This is a genomic window from Streptomyces sp. NPDC001868, from assembly GCF_040297125.1.
Taxonomy (GTDB): Bacteria; Actinomycetota; Actinomycetes; order Streptomycetales; family Streptomycetaceae; genus Streptomyces.
In genome coordinates, this window is the sequence record NZ_JBEOYO010000051.1 from 1 (window position 1) to 17,968 (window position 17,968).

General features: G+C 70.5%; 9 protein-coding genes. 1 reads left to right on the forward strand and 8 read right to left on the reverse strand.

Going from position 1 to position 17,968, the window contains the following annotated elements; translation table 11 throughout:
• Positions 1 to 154 precede the first annotated feature (154 nt).
• The 5 genes from glgB to ABT147_RS37540 all read right to left on the reverse strand — a co-directional run bounded on the left by glgB (position 155) and on the right by ABT147_RS37540 (position 10,362).
• Positions 155 to 3,382, reverse strand: coding sequence for a 1,4-alpha-glucan branching enzyme (gene glgB, locus ABT147_RS37520; RefSeq protein ID WP_351414832.1), 3,228 nt, complete (start codon positions 3,380 to 3,382; stop codon positions 155 to 157).
• Between the two features lie 29 nt (positions 3,383 to 3,411).
• Positions 3,412 to 4,869 carry a maltokinase N-terminal cap-like domain-containing protein gene (locus tag ABT147_RS37525; protein ID WP_351414834.1) on the reverse strand — a complete coding sequence of 486 codons (1,458 nt, stop codon included), beginning with the start codon at positions 4,867 to 4,869 and terminating at the stop codon, positions 3,412 to 3,414.
• Positions 4,870 to 4,962: 93 nt separating this feature from the next.
• Positions 4,963 to 6,681, reverse strand: a complete 1,719-nt coding sequence (gene treS / locus ABT147_RS37530) for a maltose alpha-D-glucosyltransferase (protein WP_351414837.1) — start codon at positions 6,679 to 6,681, stop codon at positions 4,963 to 4,965.
• Positions 6,678 to 8,816 (reverse strand): alpha-1,4-glucan--maltose-1-phosphate maltosyltransferase, encoded by a 2,139-nt coding sequence (locus ABT147_RS37535; RefSeq protein ID WP_351414839.1) that lies wholly within the window; start codon positions 8,814 to 8,816, stop codon positions 6,678 to 6,680. The genes treS and ABT147_RS37535 overlap by 4 nt, the downstream gene beginning before the upstream one ends.
• 229 nt (positions 8,817 to 9,045) lie before the next feature.
• On the reverse strand, positions 9,046 to 10,362 hold the full coding sequence (locus ABT147_RS37540) for a S8 family peptidase (protein WP_351414842.1): 1,317 nt from the start codon (positions 10,360 to 10,362) through the stop codon (positions 9,046 to 9,048).
• A 340-nt stretch (positions 10,363 to 10,702) separates the two neighbouring features.
• Here ABT147_RS37540 and ABT147_RS37545 point away from each other — a divergent pair, with 340 nt between their 5' ends.
• Positions 10,703 to 13,369, forward strand: coding sequence for a glycosyltransferase family 1 protein (locus ABT147_RS37545; protein ID WP_351414844.1), 2,667 nt, complete (start codon positions 10,703 to 10,705; stop codon positions 13,367 to 13,369).
• Positions 13,370 to 13,418: 49 nt separating this feature from the next.
• Here ABT147_RS37545 and ABT147_RS37550 read toward each other — a convergent pair whose 3' ends face one another.
• From ABT147_RS37550 to ABT147_RS37560, 3 genes are all read right to left on the reverse strand, one after another.
• Positions 13,419 to 13,958 (reverse strand): DUF1990 domain-containing protein, encoded by a 540-nt coding sequence (locus ABT147_RS37550; RefSeq protein ID WP_351414847.1) that lies wholly within the window; start codon positions 13,956 to 13,958, stop codon positions 13,419 to 13,421.
• 68 nt (positions 13,959 to 14,026) lie between these two features.
• Positions 14,027 to 15,688, reverse strand: coding sequence for a M4 family metallopeptidase (locus tag ABT147_RS37555; RefSeq protein ID WP_351414849.1), 1,662 nt, complete (start codon positions 15,686 to 15,688; stop codon positions 14,027 to 14,029).
• A gap of 210 nt (positions 15,689 to 15,898) precedes the next feature.
• Positions 15,899 to 17,968 carry a M4 family metallopeptidase gene (locus ABT147_RS37560; RefSeq protein WP_351414851.1) on the reverse strand — a complete coding sequence of 690 codons (2,070 nt, stop codon included), beginning with the start codon at positions 17,966 to 17,968 and terminating at the stop codon, positions 15,899 to 15,901.

The following is a 17,968-nucleotide window of genomic DNA, read 5'->3' on the forward strand; positions in this document are numbered from 1 at the left end:
CTAAAGGGCCGCAGGCCCTTTAGGGGCGCGGGGAACTGCGCGACCAGCCCCCACGCACCCGCACCCACCCACCCACCCCGCGCGGAGCGCGAAGGGGGGCGAAGGGGCGTAGCCCCTGGGGGATGGGACGGGTAGGGGCGGCGGGGGCGGGAGGCTAGGCCGGGCGGAGCCAGAGGGTGGTCAAGGGGGGCAGGGTGACGCGGATGCTGGCCGGGTGGGTGTGCCACGGGTGGGGGTCCGGCTTCACCGGATCGGGGGTCGTCACATCGGTCCCGCCGTACGCCCCCGCGTCCGTGTTCAGAATCTCGCGCCAGGCCGGAACATCCTCGGGAACCCCCAGCCGGTAGTCCTCCCGGACGACCGGGCTGAAGTTGGACACCGACAGCAGCGGCGCACCGTCCGCCGCGAACCGCAGGAACGCCAGGACGTTGTCGTCCGCGGAATCCCCCGTGATCCAGGAGAACCCGGCGGGCCTGGTGTCCTGCTGCCACAGCGCGGGCGTGCCACGGTAGGCCGAGTTGAGGTCGCGGACGAGGTCGCGAACACCCCGATGGTCGGCCTCGGCACCGTACGCCGGGTCCAGCAGCCACCAGTCGGGCCCGTGCGCCTCCGACCACTCGGCGCCCTGCGCGAACTCCTGCCCCATGAAGAGGAGTTGCTTGCCGGGATGCGCCCACATGAAGCCGAGGTACGCACGGTGGTTGGCGCGCTGCTGCCACCAGTCACCCGGCATCTTCGACACCAGCGAGCCCTTCCCGTGCACGACCTCGTCGTGCGAGATGGGCAGGACGTAGTTCTCGCTGTACGCGTACACCATCGAGAACGTCATCTCGTGGTGGTGGTGCTTGCGATGGACGGGATCCTTGGACATGTAGCCCAACGAGTCGTGCATCCAGCCCATGTTCCACTTCAGCCCGAAGCCGAGCCCGCCGAAGCCGCCCGGCCCGGTGTGGTGCGTGGCCCGGGTGACGCCGTCCCAGGCGGTGGACTCCTCCGCGATGGTCACGACGCCCGGCACCCGCCGGTACACCGTCGCGTTCATCTCCTGGAGGAAGGCGACCGCGTCCAGGTTCTCCCGCCCGCCGTGCTCGTTCGGCGTCCACTGCCCCGGCTCGCGCGAGTAGTCGAGGTACAGCATCGAGGCGACGGCATCCACCCGCAGCCCGTCGATGTGGTACTCCTCGCACCAGTACAGGGCGTTCGCCACCAGGAAGTTGCGCACCTCGCGGCGCCCGTAGTCGAACTCCAGCGTCCCCCAGTCGGGGTGCGCCGCCCGCGCCGGGTCCCCGTGCTCGTACAGCGGACGCCCGTCGAACTCGGCCAACGCCCAGTCGTCACGCGGGAAGTGGGCCGGCACCCAGTCCATCAGCACCCCGATCCCGGCCCGGTGCAGGGAGTCGACCAGGAACTTGAAGTCGTCGGGGCTGCCGAGGCGGGCGGTCGGGGCGTAGAAGCCGGTGACCTGGTAGCCCCAGGAGCCGCCGAAGGGGTGCTCGGCGATCGGCAGCAGCTCGACGTGGGTGAAGCCGAGGTCGGAGACGTACGCCGGTAGCTGCTCGGCGAGTTGACGGTACGTCAACCCGGGTCGCCAGGACGCCAGATGGACCTCGTACACCGAGAAGGGTGCCTCGTGCGCGGGGGTCTCCGCGCGCCGGGCGAGCCACTCCTCGTCGGTCCACTCGTAGTGCGAGGCGTGGACGATGGACGAGGTGTGCGGCGGGACCTCCGTACGCCGGGCCATGGGGTCGGCCCGGAGCGTCTTCGAACCGTCAGGCCGCGTGATCTCGAACTTGTACAGCTCGCCCTCGCCGATCCCGGGCACGAACAGCTCCCACACCCCCGAGGAGCCCAGCGAACGCATCGGGAAGCCGGTGCCGTCCCAGAAGTTGAACGTCCCCGCCAGGCGTACGCCGCGCGCGTTCGGCGCCCACACCGTGAAACGGGTGCCGGTCACGCCCTGGTGGGTCATCGGCTCCGCGCCGAGCGCCTTCCACAGCTCCTCGTGCCGGCCCTCGTTGATCAGATGCTGGTCCAGCTCGCCGATCGCGGGCAGGAAACGGTACGCGTCCTCGGTCTCCTGTTCCTTCCCCTCGTACGAGACCAGCAGCCGGTACGCCCCCGGCACCTCCCGCAGCGGCAGCAGTGCCGAGAAGAACCCGCCCCCGTCGTCGTGCAGCTCCGCCCGCAGCGACTCCACCACCACGCTCACGCCGAGCGCGTACGGCCGGAACGCGCGGAACACCACGCCCCCGGGCGCGGGGTGGGCCCCGAGCACGGAGTGCGGCGCGTGATGGGTTCCGGACAGCAGCCGCTCGCGATCGGCACCGTCCATCGCGGGGGAGAAGGCGGGCTGGGCGAGGGCGGGTTCGTGGTCGGGGGTGCCGGTCGGCTCGTTGGGGTGGTCGCTGTCAGCGCCTCCGGTGGCCTGCTTGGGCACCTTCGGTTCGGCGACCACCGGCTCGGCGGCGGTCTGCTTGGGGACCACCGGTTCGCCGGCCGTCGCCGGCCCGGCCAGCACCGACACGCGAGCGCTCCGCTCGGCCACGGCCGGCTCCGGCACCGGCGTTCCGGCGCCCGACGGGACGCCGGCAACCGACGCCGCCGCCCCCGCCTCCTGCGGCGGCTGCACGGCCTTCTTCGCGGAGGCCTTCTTGGTGACGGTCCTCTTGGCCACGGCCTCGGTCGTGACGGCCTTCGCGGTCACGGCTTTCTTGGCCACGGCTTTCTTGGCCACGGCTTTCTTGGTCGCGGTCTGCTTGACCGCCGCCTTCTTCGCGACTGCCTTTTTCGCGACAGCCTTTTTCGCACCGGTCTTCTTGGCGGCGGCTTTCTTGGCCACGGCCTTCTTCGCCACGGCTGGCTCGGCCGCAGCTGGCGCGGCCATGGCTTGCGCTGCCACGGTCGGTTCCGCGACCGCCTTCTCCGCGACCGCCTTCTCCGCGACCGCCTTCTTCGCGGACGTCGTCTTGGCGGGGGCCTTCTTGGCGGGAGCCTTCTTGGCCACGCGCTTGCCTTCCGCCACCTTCCCCGGTGCGGACTTCTTGGCGACCGCCTTGCTCTCGGTGGCCTTCTCGACGGCCGGTGTCCCCTCGCCGGCCTTCTCGGCGACCGCCTTGGTCCCGGCCGTCTTGGCGGCGGTCTTCCTGGCCAATGGCGGCACCCTGTTCCCGACCGTGGCCGTGCCCTGGGCTGTTGTGCTCTTGGTCGCCGCCTTCTTCGCCGTCTTCGTCGTCGCCGTCTTCTTGGCTGTCGCCTTCTTCGCCACGGCCTTCTTCGCGGTCGCGGCCGTCTTCTTCGTGGCCGTCTTCTTCACCGGGGCGGGCCCCTCGGCGGCGGGGCCGGTGGGCTGGGTGCTGTCGTCGGACGGCGGGCGGGGAGTCACAGGGACGGTCTCCTCGGGAGGGGGTGGTGTCAGGGGGTGTCGGCGCCGGGGTCCGTCGCCAGTCGGTGGACGGCGGCCAGGGGCACCGGCAGCCAGTCGGGGCGGTGGCGGGCCTCGTAGAGGACCTCGTACACGGCCTTGTCGGTCTCGTACGCGCGCAGCAGCACGGGATCCGTACGCGGGTCGTCCCCGGCGACGTCCGCGTAGCCGGAGCAGTACGCGGCCCGGCAGGCGGTCGCCCACTCGGCGGCCGGGGGCTGGAGGGAGTGCGCCGCGTAGTCGAAGGAGCGGAGCATGCCGGCGATGTCACGGGCGACGGGCTGCGGCATCCGCCGCTCGGCCAGCGGCTTCGAGGGCTCGCCCTCGAAATCTATGAGCGACCACTCCCCGGAGGGGGAGCGAAGACACTGTCCGAGGTGGAGGTCGCCGTGGATGCGCTGCGCGGTCCAGGTGCGGCCCTCGGCGGCCAGGTCGGCGAGGGCCTCGAAGGCGGTGTGCAGACCGGGCGCGTACGGGCGCAGCGCGGGTACGGCCTGCGCGGCGGCCTCCAGGCGTCCGGTCATGCCGTCGACCAGGGACTCCAGTTGCGGCCTGCCCAGGGTGACCGTGGGCAGGGCCCGGGTCAGCGCGGTGTGCACCTCGGCGGTCGCCCGGCCCAGCGCCCGTGCCTCGGCGGTGAAGTCCTCGCCCTTGGCCAGCACGCTCAGCGCCAGCTCCCAGCCGTCCGCCGCGCCGTGCAGGAACGGCTGGAGGACACCCAGGACGTGATGGGTGTCGGGGCCCGAGTCGGTGCCCCGGCCCAGCTCTGCCACCATCCAGGCCACCGGCGCCGGTACCCGGGGGCAGCCCTCGCGGGACAGCACCATCGGCAGTTCGAGGTCCGGGTTGTCGCCGGGCACGATCCGGCGGAACAGCTTGAGGATGAACGTATCGCCGTAGACGATCGAGGAGTTGGACTGCTCCGAGGTCACCACTCGGGGCACCAGGCCCTCGGGGATGCCGTGCCGCATGTCGCGTCCGCAGCGCAGCTCACCTACGTGTGCCTGGGACCGCAGCGCCTCCAGGAGGACGTCGGCGAGACGCGGGTCGTACAGCGCCTCGTACACCGTCCGCCCGGCCAGCGGTCCCTCGGCCACATGCCCGATCAGCGCGGGCGCCAGCCGGGGCGGCAGGGTCTGGCGTACGCCGAGCAGCAGTTGGTAGCAGTCGCCCGGGTGGGCCGGGGCGCCCTGGGACGGCACCAGTGGCTGGTGGGCGCGGAGGATGAGGTGCAGCAGTCCGGCCTTGGCGGTGCCGACCGGCAGCAGTTCGGTGGCCGCCACCAGGCTGAACCCGGCGACCGGCCGCCCCTTCCCCGCGAACCAGCGCTGCCGTGGCAGCCACTCCCGCAGCAGCGGTTCCAGGGAGATGAGCAGCCCGGGACCTGGCTCTGCGGTGGGCGGTGGAGCAGGACTTGTCGCGGTGGAGTGCGTGGCGGCTTCCGACATGGCCTCGCGTCCTTTCCCCGGGGGCGGGGTGTTCCTGTCTGCGTGCCCCGGGCGGGCCGGGAGAAACCGGCCCGCCCGGGGTTCCGGGCGGGCTTACACGGTGTCCTTCCGCAGGCGGAACCAGTAGAAGCCGTGGCCCGCGAGGGTGAGGAGGTAGGGCAGTTCGCCGATGGCCGGGAAGCGCACTCCGCCGATGAGTTCGACGGGGTGGCGTCCTTCGTAGGCGCGCAGATCGAGTTCGGTGGGCTGTGCGAAACGGGAGAAGTTGTTGACGCACAGCACCAGGTCGTCCCCGTCCCCCTCGGTCGAGGGTGCCTCCCGGAGGAAGGCGAGGACGGCCGGGTTGGACGACTGGAGTTCGGTGTAGGTGCCGAGGCCGAACGCCGGGTTCTGCTTGCGGATCTCGATCATGCGGCGGGTCCAGTGCAGCAGCGAGGACGGCGAGGACATCGACGCCTCGACGTTCGTCACCTGGTAGCCGTAGACCGGGTCCATGATCGTCGGGAGGGAGAGCCGTCCCGGGTCGCAGGAGGAGAAGCCGGCGTTGCGGTCCGGCGTCCACTGCATCGGCGTACGCACCGCGTCCCGGTCACCGAGCCAGATGTTGTCGCCCATGCCGATCTCGTCGCCGTAGTAGAGGATCGGCGAGCCGGGCAGGGAGAGCAGGAGTGCGGTGAACAGTTCGATCTGGTTGCGGTCGTTGTCCAGGAGGGGCGCCAGCCGGCGGCGGATGCCGATGTTGGCGCGCATACGCGGGTCTTTGGCGTACTCCGCGTACATGTAGTCGCGCTCTTCGTCGGTGACCATCTCCAGCGTCAATTCATCATGATTGCGCAGGAAGATGCCCCATTGGCAACTGGAGGGGATGGCCGGGGTCTTGGCGAGGATTTCCGAGACCGGGTAGCGGGATTCCCGCCGGACCGCCATGAAGATCCTCGGCATCACCGGGAAGTGGAACGCCATATGGCATTCGTCGCCGCCGCTGGGGAAGTCACCGAAGTAGTCGACGACGTCCTCCGGCCACTGGTTCGCCTCGGCCAGCAGCACGGTGTCCGGGTAGTGCGCGTCGATCTCCTTCCGTACCCGCTTGAGGAAGTGGTGGGTTGCCGGAAGGTTTTCGCAGTTGGTGCCCTCCTGCTGGTACAGGTAGGGCACCGCGTCCAGGCGGAAGCCGTCGATGCCCAGGTCCAGCCAGAACCGCAGCGCCGAGATGATCTCCTCCTGCACCGCCGGGTTCTCGTAGTTGAGGTCCGGCTGGTGGGAGAAGAAGCGGTGCCAGTAGTACTGCTTGCGGACGGGGTCGAAGGTCCAGTTGGAGGCTTCGGTGTCGACGAAGATGATGCGCGCGTCCTGGAACTGCTTGTCGTCCTCGGCCCAGACGTAGTAGTCGCCGTAGGGGCCGTCGGGATCTTTCCTGGACTCCTGGAACCACGGGTGCTGGTCGCTGGTGTGGTTCATGACGAAGTCGATGATGACGCGCATGCCGCGTTGGTGGGCGGCGTCGACGAATTCGACGAAGTCGGCGAGGTCGCCGAATTCGGGGAGGACGGCGGTGTAGTCGGAGACGTCGTAGCCGCCGTCGCGGAGGGGGGATTTGAAGAAGGGCGGGAGCCAGATGCAGTCGATGCCGAGCCACTGCAGATAGTCGAGTTTGGCGGTCAGGCCCTTGAGGTCGCCGATGCCGTCGCCGTTGCTGTCCTGGAAGGAGCGGACGAGGACTTCGTAGAAGACGGCGCGTTTGAACCAGTCCGGGTCCCGGTCCTTCTGCGGAGTGTCCTCGAAGGTGTCCGGAACGGGCTCGTTGACGATCATGGTGTGGGTGACCCCCCGATCTGCGGGTTGGACGGTCGCAGGACGGTCAGTACGTGGGCGGGCGAGCGGCCCGGTTCAAGACGTACATAGTTGTTCCTGCCCCAGGTGTAGACCTCGCCGGTGAGCTCGTCGCGCACCAGCACGGACTCATGCCAGTCCAGGCCGAGTTGCGGCATGTCCAACGAGACCGTGGCCTCCTGGGTGTGGTGGGGATCGAGGTTGACCACCACCAGAACCGTGTTCGAGCCCGCGCGTTTCGAGTAGGCGATCACCGCTTCCTGGTCGGCCTGGTGGAAGTGCAGATCCCGCAACTGACGCAGCGCCGGGCTCCGACGCCTGATCTCGTTGAGCTTGCCGAGCAGTGGGGCGATCGTACGTCCGTCTTGTGCCGCCGCGTCCCAGTCGCGGGGGCGGAGTTGGTACTTCTCGGAGTCGAGGTACTCCTCGCTGCCCGGCTTGAGGGGGGTGTTCTCGCACAGTTCGTAGCCGGAGTAGACGCCCCAGGTGGGGGAGAGGGTGGCGGCGAGGACGGCGCGGAGTTCGAAGGCGGGGCGGCCGCCCTGCTGGAGGAAGGCGTGGAGGATGTCGGGGGTGTTGACGAAGAAGTTGGGCCGCATGTAGGCGGCGGCCTCGCCCGCCAGCTCGGTGGCGTACTCCGTCAGCTCCTGTTTGGTGTTGCGCCAGGTGAAGTAGGTGTAGGACTGCTGGAAGCCGGTGGCGGCCAGGGTGTGCATCATCGCCGGGCGGGTGAAGGCCTCGGCCAGGAAGATGACGTCGGGGTCGGTGGCGTTGATGTCGGCGATGACCTGCTCCCAGAACACCACCGGTTTGGTGTGGGGGTTGTCGACGCGGAAGATCCGCACCCCGTGGTCCATCCAGTGCCGCAGGACGCGGGTCGTTTCGGCGATGAGACCGGGCAGGTCGGCGTCGAAGGCGATGGGGTAGATGTCCTGGTACTTCTTCGGCGGGTTCTCCGCGTACGCGATCGTCCCGTCGGGGCGGTGGTGGAACCACTCGGGATGCTTCTGCACCCACGGGTGGTCCGGGGAGCACTGCAGCGCGAAGTCCAGGGCGACTTCCAGGCCCAGCGCGCGGGCCTCGGCCACGAAGAAGTCGAAGTCCTCGATCGTGCCCAGGTCGGGGTGGACGGCGTCGTGGCCGCCCTCCGGGGAGCCGATCGCCCACGGCACACCCACGTCGTCCGGAGTCGGCGAGAGGGTGTTGTTGCGGCCCTTGCGGAAGGTGGTCCCGATCGGGTGGATCGGGGGCAGGTAGATGACGTCGAAGCCCATCGCGGCGATGGCGGGCAGGCGGCGGGCGGCGGTACGGAACGTGCCGTGGGGCTGCTCGGGGGTGCCCTCGGAACGCGGGAAGAACTCGTACCAGGAGCCGTACAGGGCCCGCTCCCGCTCCACCAGCAGGGGCAACGGCTCGGAGGACGTCACCAGTTCACGCAGGGGGTGGCGGGTGAGGACCTCGTCCACCTCCGGCGCCAACGCCGCCGCCAGCCGGGAGGACGCGGGCCGCGTGGTGTCCCGTAGCGCGTCCACGGCGGCGAGGAGGGTGCCTCGGCCGTTCCTGCCCTCGGGGATGCCGTCGGCGGCGCGCTCGTGGAGGCGCGCGCCCTCCTCCAGGACGAGTTCCGTGTCGATACCGGCCGGGATCTTGATGTGGGCGTGGTGGCGCCAGGTGGTGACCGGGGCGCCCCAGCCCTCCACGGCGTACGACCAGAGGCCCTCGCTCGGTACGGAGACGGTGGCGCCCCAGCGGTCGGTGCCGGGGGCGAGTTCGCGCATCGGGGTCCAGCCGGCCGGGCGGCCCTCCGGGTCCCTGAGCACGACATTGGCGGCGACCGCGTCGTGGCCCTCGCGGATGACGACGGCCGAGATCTCGAAGGCCTCGCCCACGACCGCCTTGGCCGGCCGGCGGCCGTGGTGGACGGTCGGCCGTACGTCGATGACCGGTATCCGCCCGATGGTGGGGGCGCCCGGAGTCACCGGGGTCTTCGGAGGTGGCGCGGCAGGCGCGGGCGGGCCGGTGCGCGCCGGGCGTGCGGGGCGTGCGGCGGTGCTGTCGGGTGGGGCGGTGGTGGTACTGGTCGTCGGGGGGGCTGACGAGTGGTGCGTGGCGGGCATGACCGCTCCTGTCCGCGTCAACGTGGGTGGGCGGATGAGGGTGTGGGGAGGTGGGGCCAGCGGGACGTACCGGTGGAGCCTTCCCACACAGTGCGGGTGGGCATTCCGGCACTTTGTTAACTACTCACGCGTATGTCTACACACAAGACCGGCCTCGTCCGAGAGGGGCGAGGCCGGTCACTGTAGTCGCTCTCGGTAAAGAGCCGCTCACCTGTGGTGTTACGGCTTCCTACGGGTTGTCGACGTGGAGAAGCTTGTTCGGGGAGCCCGGATATCTGTCCTTGACCTTGCCCGAAACCGCTCGGTCCACCAGCGACTTGGCCACTTCCGCCGGTGCGGCCCGCGGATGGTCGGCCAGATAGAGGGCCGCCGCGCCCGCCGCGTGCGGGGAGGCCATGGACGTACCGGAATGGGTGGTCTTCCCGGTGTCGCTCCGGTGCGAGGCGGAGGTGATGGACGCCCCGGGGGCGAACAGGTCAAGGCTCGGGCCCCAGTTCGAGAAGGGGGCGCGGACGTCCTTCCTGTCGGTGGCGCCGACCGTGATCGCCTGTTTGACGCGGGCGGGTGAGTGGAGGCCGGCCGCGACTGCGTCGTTGCCCGCGGCGACCGTGTAGGTGACCCCGGACGCGATGGAGTTGCGTACGGCCGCGTCGAGCTGGGCGTTGCCGTAGCCGCCCAGGCTCATGTTCGCGACGGCCGGTTTCCTCGCGTGCTTGGTGACCCAGTCGATGCCCGCGATGACCTGGGCGGTCGTCCCCCCGCCGTCGTCGTCGAGCACGCGTACGGCGACCACCTTGGCCTTCTTGGCGACGCCGTACGTGGTGCCGGCGACGGTGCCCGCGACATGGGTGCCGTGGCCGTTGCCGTCCTGGGCTGTCCTGTCGTTCTGGACGAAGTCCCAGCCGTGGGCGGCCCGGCCGCCGAAGTCCTTGTGCGTGATCCGTACACCGGTGTCGATCACGTACACGGTGACGCCCTTGCCCGCCGACCGCGGCCAGGTGTAGCCCTTGTCGAGCGGCAGGTTCGGCTGGTCGACGCGGTCCAGGCCCCAGGAGGGCGGGTCGGGCTGCCGGGGGGCGCCGGCGGCGTGCCGGGGGTCGGGTGCGGCCTGCCGGGTGCCGTAGGTCGCCTGCCAACTGCCGTGGGTCGCCTGCCGGCTGTCGTGGGTGGCCTGTCGGCGGTCGTAGGTGACCTTCGTGTCCTGGACGACCGAGGCCACGCGGGGGTCCGCCGCGAGGCGCCTGGCCTGTTTCTCGCCGGCCTCCACGGAGTATCCGTTCAGGGCGGTGCTGTACGTGTGGCGTATTTTCGCCCCGTACTTCGCCGCTATGCCCTTTCCGGACTTCGACGGGGCCGCCGTTCCCGCCTTGAGGGTCACGATGTAACTGCCGTTGACGGAGCCGGGACCACCGGCTCCGTGGACGAGCCCCTCCGCGGCGGCCTGCGCCGGCGGGGAGATGGCCGAAAGTGCGGCGGCCGTCAGCGCCGCGGTGAGCCCTCCCGCCCAGCGCCTGCGCCTGTTTCTCGCCTCTGTCGGATCGTGCATGTGTGAGAACCCCCTCCCCGGCCGAGGTCGGCCGGTGTTCCACTGGGCAGCCTCTCGTGCGGTGTGAAGCCCCACAAGGCCGCGCAGAGGGGTGGAATCGGCCATATCGCCCGTGGGGTACATGTGGACCTTGCGGCTGTGTTGCGGCGAATTCAGGACTGAACTCCCCGGGGTGGACTGCCCGGCGGGGCGGCCGGGGTACGGATGCGCCGTAATCGCATACCGAGGGACGCCCCGTGGTTGCCGGGCCCCCGCGCCGCTACCGTCGGGGGGTGACGAACGGCGCACAGCGGAGTGCGTCCCCGGCCCGTACGTCTTTGGCGCGAAGGTGGAACCCTCTGTGAAGGCCATCCGCAGATTCACCGTCCGACCCGTCCTGCCCGAAGCCCTCCATCCGCTCAGCGAGCTGGCGCGCAATCTGCGCTGGTCCTGGCACGCGGAGACCCGTGACCTCTTCCAGTCGGTCGACCCCGAGCGCTGGGCCTCGTCCGGCGGCGACCCCGTACGCCTGCTCGGCTCCGTCTCCACCCGCCGCCTCGCCGAACTCGCCGAGGACCGGCGCTTTCTGCGCCGGCTGGCCGCCGTCGCCGACGACCTGCGTGACTATGTCACCGGGGACCGCTGGTACCAGGTGCGGGGGCGGGGGGACGCGCACGGGCGGGCGCAGGCGGGGGCGTCCGAACTCCCGGCCGCCGTCGCCTACTTCTCGCCCGAGTTCGGCATCACGGCCGCGCTGCCGCAGTACTCGGGCGGTCTCGGCATCCTCGCCGGCGACCATCTGAAGGCGGCCAGCGACCTCGGAGTCCCGCTGATCGGCGTCGGACTGCTCTACCGGCACGGCTACTTCCGGCAGTCCCTGTCCCGGGACGGCTGGCAGCAGGAGCACTATCCGGTGCTCGACCCCAACGAACTGCCCCTGGTCCCGCTCCAGGACACCGACGGCACCCCGGCCCAGGTCGACCTGGCGCTGCCCGGCGGCCGCCGGCTGCACGCGCGGATCTGGCAGGCCCAGGTCGGCCGGGTGCCGCTGCTGCTGCTCGACTCGGACGTCGAGGAGAACGACCTCGGCGAACGCGGTGTGACCGACCGGCTGTACGGCGGCGGCAGCGAACACCGGCTCCTCCAGGAGATGCTGCTCGGCATAGGAGGAGTGCGGGCCGTACGGACGTACTGCCGGCTCACCGGTCACGCCGGGCCCGAGGTCTTCCACACCAACGAGGGCCACGCCGGTTTCCTCGGCCTGGAGCGCATCGCCGAACTCTGCGACCAGGGGCTCGACTTCGACGCCGGCCTGGAGGCGGTCCGCTCCGGCACGGTCTTCACCACCCACACCCCCGTCCCCGCCGGCATCGACCGCTTCGACCGCGAACTGGTCGCCCGCCACTTCGGCCCCGACGCCGAACTGCCGCGCATCGACGTCGGCCGCATCCTGGGGCTGGGCATGGAGACGTACGCGGGCGGCGACCCGAACGTCTTCAACATGGCGGTGATGGGCCTGCGGCTCGCGCAACGGGCCAACGGTGTCTCGCTGCTGCACGGGCAGGTCAGCCGGGAGATGTTCTCGGGCCTGTGGCCGGGCTTCGACCCGGACGAGGTCCCGATCACCTCGGTGACCAACGGGGTGCACGCACCGACCTGGGTGGCCCCGGAGGTCTTCCGCCTCGGCGCCCGGCAGATCGGCGCCGAACGGACCGAGGACGCCATGACGGTCGGCGGTTCCGAGCGCTGGGACGCCGTCGGCGACATCCCCGACCAGGACATCTGGGACCTGCGCCGGGACCTGCGCGAACAACTGGTCGTGGAGGTACGGGAACGCCTGTCCGCCTCCTGGCGGCAGCGGGGCGCGGGCACGGCCGAGCTGGGCTGGATCGAAGGAGTGTTGGATCCGGATGTGTTGACCATCGGGTTCGCGCGCCGAGTCCCGTCCTACAAGCGCCTGACCCTGATGCTGCGCGACCCGGACCGCCTGATGGATCTCCTCCTCCACCCGGAACGCCCGATCCAGATCGTGATCGCGGGCAAGGCGCACCCGGCGGACGACGGCGGAAAACGCCTGATCCAGGAGCTGGTGCGGTTCGCGGACGACCCGCGCGTCCGCCACCGGATCGTCTTCCTCCCCGACTACGGCATGGCGATGGCCCAGAAGCTCTACCCGGGCTGCGACGTCTGGCTGAACAACCCCCTGCGCCCCCTGGAGGCGTGCGGGACGAGCGGTATGAAGGCGGCCCTGAACGGCTGTCTCAATCTGTCCGTCCTGGACGGCTGGTGGGACGAATGGTTCCGGCCGGACTTCGGCTGGGCGATCCCGACGGCGGACGGTACGGCGACGGCCGAGGACCAGGACCGCCGGGACGACGTGGAGGCGGCGGCCCTCTACGACCTGCTCGAACAGCGGGTCGCCCCACGCTTCTACGAGCGCGGCCAGGGCGGTCTGCCCGACCGCTGGATCGCGATGGTCCGCGAGACCCTGACCCACCTCGGCCCGAAGGTGCTGGCCGGCCGCATGGTCCGCGAGTACGTGGAACGCCTGTACGCCCCCGCCGCCCGGGCCCACCGGTCACTGGTCCCGGACGTGGCCCGCGAACTGTCCGACTGGAAGGCCCGCGTCCGGGGCGCCTGGCACCGGGTGACGGTCGACCACGTGGAGACCTCGGCCGCCCCCGCCAGCACCGCCGCCGAACTGGGCGCCACCCTGGTGCTGCGCGTCCGCGTCGGCCTCGGCGATCTGGCCCCGGACGACGTCGAGGTCCAGGCGGTCTCCGGCCGCGTCGACATGGAGGACCGCATCACGGACGCGACGTACGTCCCGCTCAAGCCCACGAGCGGCCCCGACGACGAGGGCCGCTGGGGGTACGAGGGCCCCCTCGCCCTGGACCGCACGGGCTCCTTCGGCTACACGGTCCGCATCCTCCCCACCCACCGCCTGCTCGCATCGCCCGCGGAACTGGGGCTGGTGATGGTGCCTTCGGAGGAGTTGGGGGAGGGGGCGGGGGTGTTGATGCGGTAGCGCTGTCCCGGCGGGGGCGCCGACACGGTCGCCCGGCCCCGGGCCCGGCTCACTCCTTCGGGTCCCCCGCCAACCTCCGCAGTACCACCCCGCACCGCCGCGCGTACGCGTGCTGCAAGCCCCGGGTCGCCGCGCCGCCCGCTCGGGCGTACCACTTGGCGGCGCGGCTGAAGGCGGTGACCGTCAGCCAGACCGTGCCGTCGCCGGTGCGGTCGACGACGAAGGCTTCCTCGCCGCATTCGGGGTGGCCGGGGAGGGTGCCGTAGGCCCAGCCCTTGCGGCGGGGTTCGTCGACGGTCCAGACGACGCGGCAGGGGGCCTTGATGAGGCCGCCCAACGTCACGGTCACGTCGACGCCCGGGGCGGCCTCCGCCGCGTCCGTCCGTATGCCCACGCCCATCGCGCGGTGCATCTCCCAGGTGAGGACGGCGTTCGCGGCTCGCTCGAACACGTCCGTGCCCTCGCCTATGCGGGAGCGGACGTGGAGGGGGTTGAAGTCGGGCGGGCAGTGGCCCTCGCGGGTCGCGCCGACCGCGTCGTAGGTGAAGGGGCCCTCGGGGAGCGGGAGTGAGCCGTCGGTGTGGGACATGAGCCAAAGAGTAGGGCGGCACCCGGCGTTGCCTTCCGGCCGGGTACCGCCCCTTGTTCAGCTGTGCGTCACGCGGTGACGTTGACCGCCGCCCACGCCGCGTTCACCGCCGCGTACTCCGCGCTGCTCGCGCCGTAGAGGGAGGACGCCGCGTTCAGGGTCGCCGTACGCGCGCCCTTGTAGTTGGTCGTCGAGGTCATGTACGTGCTCAGCGCCTTGTACCAGATCTGGACGGCCTTGTCGCGACCGATGCCCGAGAGCGTGGAGCCGTTCGACGTCGGGGAGTTGTACGTCACCCCGTTGATCGTCTTGCTGCCGCTGCCCTCGCTCAGCAGGTAGAAGAAGTGGTTCGCCGGGCCCGAGGAGTAGTGGACGTCCAGGCTGCCGAGCGACGACGACCAGTAGTTGGCCGACGAGCCGTCCTTGCTCGGCTGGTCCATGTAGCGCAGCGGGGTGCCGTTGCCGCGGATGTCGACCTTCTCGCCGATGAGGTAGTCGCCAGGGTCCTTGGAGTTGGCCGCGTAGAACTCCACCGCCGTGCCGAGGATGTCGGAGGTGGCCTCGTTCAGGCCGCCGGACTCGCCGCTGTAGTTCAGGCCCGCCGTGTTCGAGGTCAGGCCGTGCGTCATCTCGTGGCCCGCGACGTCCAGGGAGGTGAGCGGCTTGACGTTGCCCTCGCCGTCGCCGTACGTCATGCAGAAGCAGCTGTCGGACCAGAAGGCGTTGACGTACGCGTTGCCGTAGTGGACACGGGAGTACGCGGCGACGCCGTTGTTCTTGATGCCGTTGCGGCCGAGGACGTTCTTGTAGAAGTCCCAGGTGACCTGGGCGCCGTAGTGGGCGTCCACGGCGGCGTTCTGGTCGGTCGAGGAGCTGGTCGCGGTGCCGGTGCCCCAGACGTCGTTGGCGTCGGTGAAGAGCGTGCCGGCCGAGGACGACGTGGCGCGGGCCTTGTTGTACGTCTTGTGGCTGCCGCGCGCGGCGTCCGTCAGGTTGTACGTGGAGCCCGACAGGGTCGTGCCGATGGTCACCGAGCCGTTGTACTGGCTGTTGCCGGTACCGGTCTGGATGGCCTCCCACTCGTACAGCTTCTTGCCGGTCTCCGCGTCGGTGATGACGTGCAGCTCCTGCGGGGTGCCGTCGTGCTGGAAGCCGCCGACGACCGTCTCGTAGGCGAGGGCGGGCTTGCCGCTCGCGGCCCAGACGACCTTGCGCGGGGCCTTGTCGGCCGCCGTCCTGGTGGAGCCCTCCGCCTTGGCGGCCTTGAGGGCCTGCTTCTCGGCGGTGGCCTTGGTGACGTCCGCGGTGAGGTCGGAGAGCTTGACGGCGGCGGTCGTGGCCTTGGTGATGCTCTTGATGTCACCGGCCTTGGACTCGTGGACGACCAGGTCGCCGCCGAGGACCGGGAGACCGCCGAAGGTGCGCTCGTAGCGCGTGTGGACCGTGCCGTCGGTGTCCTTGAGGACATCGCGGACGACCAGTTCCTCCTTGGCGCCCAGGCCTATCTCGTCGGCGGTCTCGGCCGTGGTGGCGTCCGCCTTCTTGATCAGGGCGGTGCGCGCGGCGGGGGTCAGCTGGACCGGGGCGCCGGCCGGCTGGGCCTTGTCCGCGGCCGGCGCGGGCTGGGCGGTGGCACCGGAGGTCAGCCCGGTGGTGAGCAGCGCGCCGGCGGCGATGGCGGTCGCGATGGCGAGCGTGGTGCGCTTGTGACGCGCGTAGAGGGGAGACACACAAGCTCCTTATGTGGGGGAATGCTCTGGTGCTGGTGCGGCGGGTGAGGGAAGAGTGACATCCGGGGCGTGTTCATGTCATGAGGGCAAAGTGATGTTGGCCGAAAGTCGACTGTCCGACAAATGTTTCGGGAACATGAACAGGCGTCGCCCCGGCGGGAAGTGACCCGCCGGGGCGACGCCTTGCCTATGTGTTCCGCCGCGCTCCCTCTACGGGAACGTCAGCTTCCAGCTGTTGATGTACCCGGTGTCCCGGGCCGCGTTGTCCTGGACCCGCAACTGCCAGACGCCGTTGGCGACTTCGGAGGACGCGTTCACGGTGTACGTCTGGTTGATGTTGTCCGCGCTGCCGCCGGTGCCGTACGCCTTCAGCGTGTACGCCGTGCCGTCGGGGGCGACCAGCTGGACCTGGAGGTCACCGATGTAGGTGTGGACGACGTCCACGGCGACCGCGAGGTTCGAGGGCGCGTTGCCGGTCCGGCCGGAGACGGTGATCGACGAGGTGACCGCCGCGCCGTTGTCCGGAATCGAAACGTCGGTCGTGCTCTCGAACGACGTACCGCCGCCCCCGCCACCGCCGGGCCGCGCACCCACGTTGATGGCCGCCCACGCGTTCTGCACCGCCGTGTACTCGGCGGACGTGGTGCCGTACAGCTCACCGGTGACCGCGAGCGTGCCGGTGCGGGCCGCCGCGTAGTTGGTCGTCGACGTGAACTTCGTGGTCAGCGCCTTGAACCAGATCTGCTCCGCCTTGGCGCGGCCGATGCCCGTCACCGGGAGGCCGTCCGAGGTGGGCGAGTCGTAGGTGACGCCGTTGATGGTCTTGGTGCCGCTGCCCTCGGAGAGGAGGTAGAAGAAGTGGTTGGCGGGACCCGACGAGTAGTGCACGTCGATCGAGCCGATGCCCGAGTACCAGGCGTCCTTGGACGAGCCGTCCTTGCTCGGCTTGTCCATGTAACGCAGCGGCGTGCCGTCGCCGTTGATGTTGATCTCCTCGCCGATGAGGTAGTCACCGACGTCGGAGGAGTTCGCCGCGTAGAACTCGACCGTCGAGCCGAAGATGTCCGAGGTGGCCTCGTTCAGACCGCCGGACTCACCGGAGTAGTTGAGGCCGGCCGTGTTGGACGTGAGACCGTGGGTCATCTCGTGCGCGGCCACGTCGATCGAGGTCAGCGGGTTGGCGTTGCCCGAGCCGTCGCCGTACGTCATGCAGAAGCAGGAGTCCTGCCAGAACGCGTTGACGTAGTTGTTGCCGTAGTGCACCCGGGAGTAGGCGCCGACACCGTCGCCGCGGATACCGCTGCGGCCGTGCACGTTCTTGTAGTAGTCCCAGGTCAGCGCAGCGCCGTAGTGGGCGTCGGCGCCGGCCGACTCCAGGTTCGACGGAGAGCCGTTGCCCCAGACGTCGTCGGGGCCGGAGAACAGGGTCCCGGTGCCGGAGGTGCCGCGGTTCAGGTTGTACGTCTTGTGGCCGCCGCGCGCGCCGTCGGTGAGGTTGAACGTCGAACCCGACTGCGTGGTGCCGAGGGTGACCGAGCCGCTGTACACCGTGTTGCCGGTGCCGGTCTCGACCGCCTCCCACTCGTACAGCTTCGCGCCGCTGGTGGCGTCGGTGATGACGTGCAGTTCCTGCGGGGTGCCGTCGTGCTGGAAGCCGCCGACGACCGTCTCGTAGGCGAGGACCGGCTTGCCGCTCGCGGCCCAGACGACCTTGCGGGGTGCGCGGTTGACCTCGGGGCTCTTGGCGTCCTCCGCCTTCGCCGCGCCGAGGGCCTGCTTCTCGGCCTTGCCGGCGGTGACGGTGGGCTTCAGCGAGGGGACCTTGATGGTCGCCTTGGTGGCCTTGACGATGCCCTCGGTCTCGCCCGCCTTCGACGTCTCGACGACCAGGTCGCCGCCGAGGACCGGGAGGCCCTCGTACGTCCGCTCGTACCGCGTGTGCACGGTGCCGTCGCGGTCCTTGAGCACGTCACGGACGACGAGCTTCTCCTTCGCGCCGAGGTTCAGCTCCTCGGCGGTCGCCGCCTTCGTCGCGTTGGCCTCGCGTATCAGCTCGGCACGCTGGGCGGGGGTGAGCTTCACGGAGAGCGCGCCCGGGTCGGCCTTGCCCGCGGCCGACGGTGCCTTCTCCGGGGCGGCGGTGGCGGCGCCCGACTGGACGGCCGCGGCCAACAGGGCGGTGACGGCGACGAGCGCGCCGGCGGCCGCGCGCCGCCGGGTGCTGTGGCCGAAGGTGTTACCGGTGTGGGAGGTGCGTCTGTGGGACTGGCGTCTCAACAC

Coding starts and splice junctions, on each gene's coding strand:
- ABT147_RS37535 (WP_351414839.1), bottom strand. CDS start 8,816: ATGCCCGCCACGCACCACTCGTCAGCCCCCCCGACGACCAGTACCACC.
- ABT147_RS37540 (WP_351414842.1), bottom strand. CDS start 10,362: ATGCACGATCCGACAGAGGCGAGAAACAGGCGCAGGCGCTGGGCGGGA.
- treS (WP_351414837.1), bottom strand. CDS start 6,681: ATGATCGTCAACGAGCCCGTTCCGGACACCTTCGAGGACACTCCGCAG.
- ABT147_RS37550 (WP_351414847.1), bottom strand. CDS start 13,958: ATGTCCCACACCGACGGCTCACTCCCGCTCCCCGAGGGCCCCTTCACC.
- ABT147_RS37525 (WP_351414834.1), bottom strand. CDS start 4,869: ATGTCGGAAGCCGCCACGCACTCCACCGCGACAAGTCCTGCTCCACCG.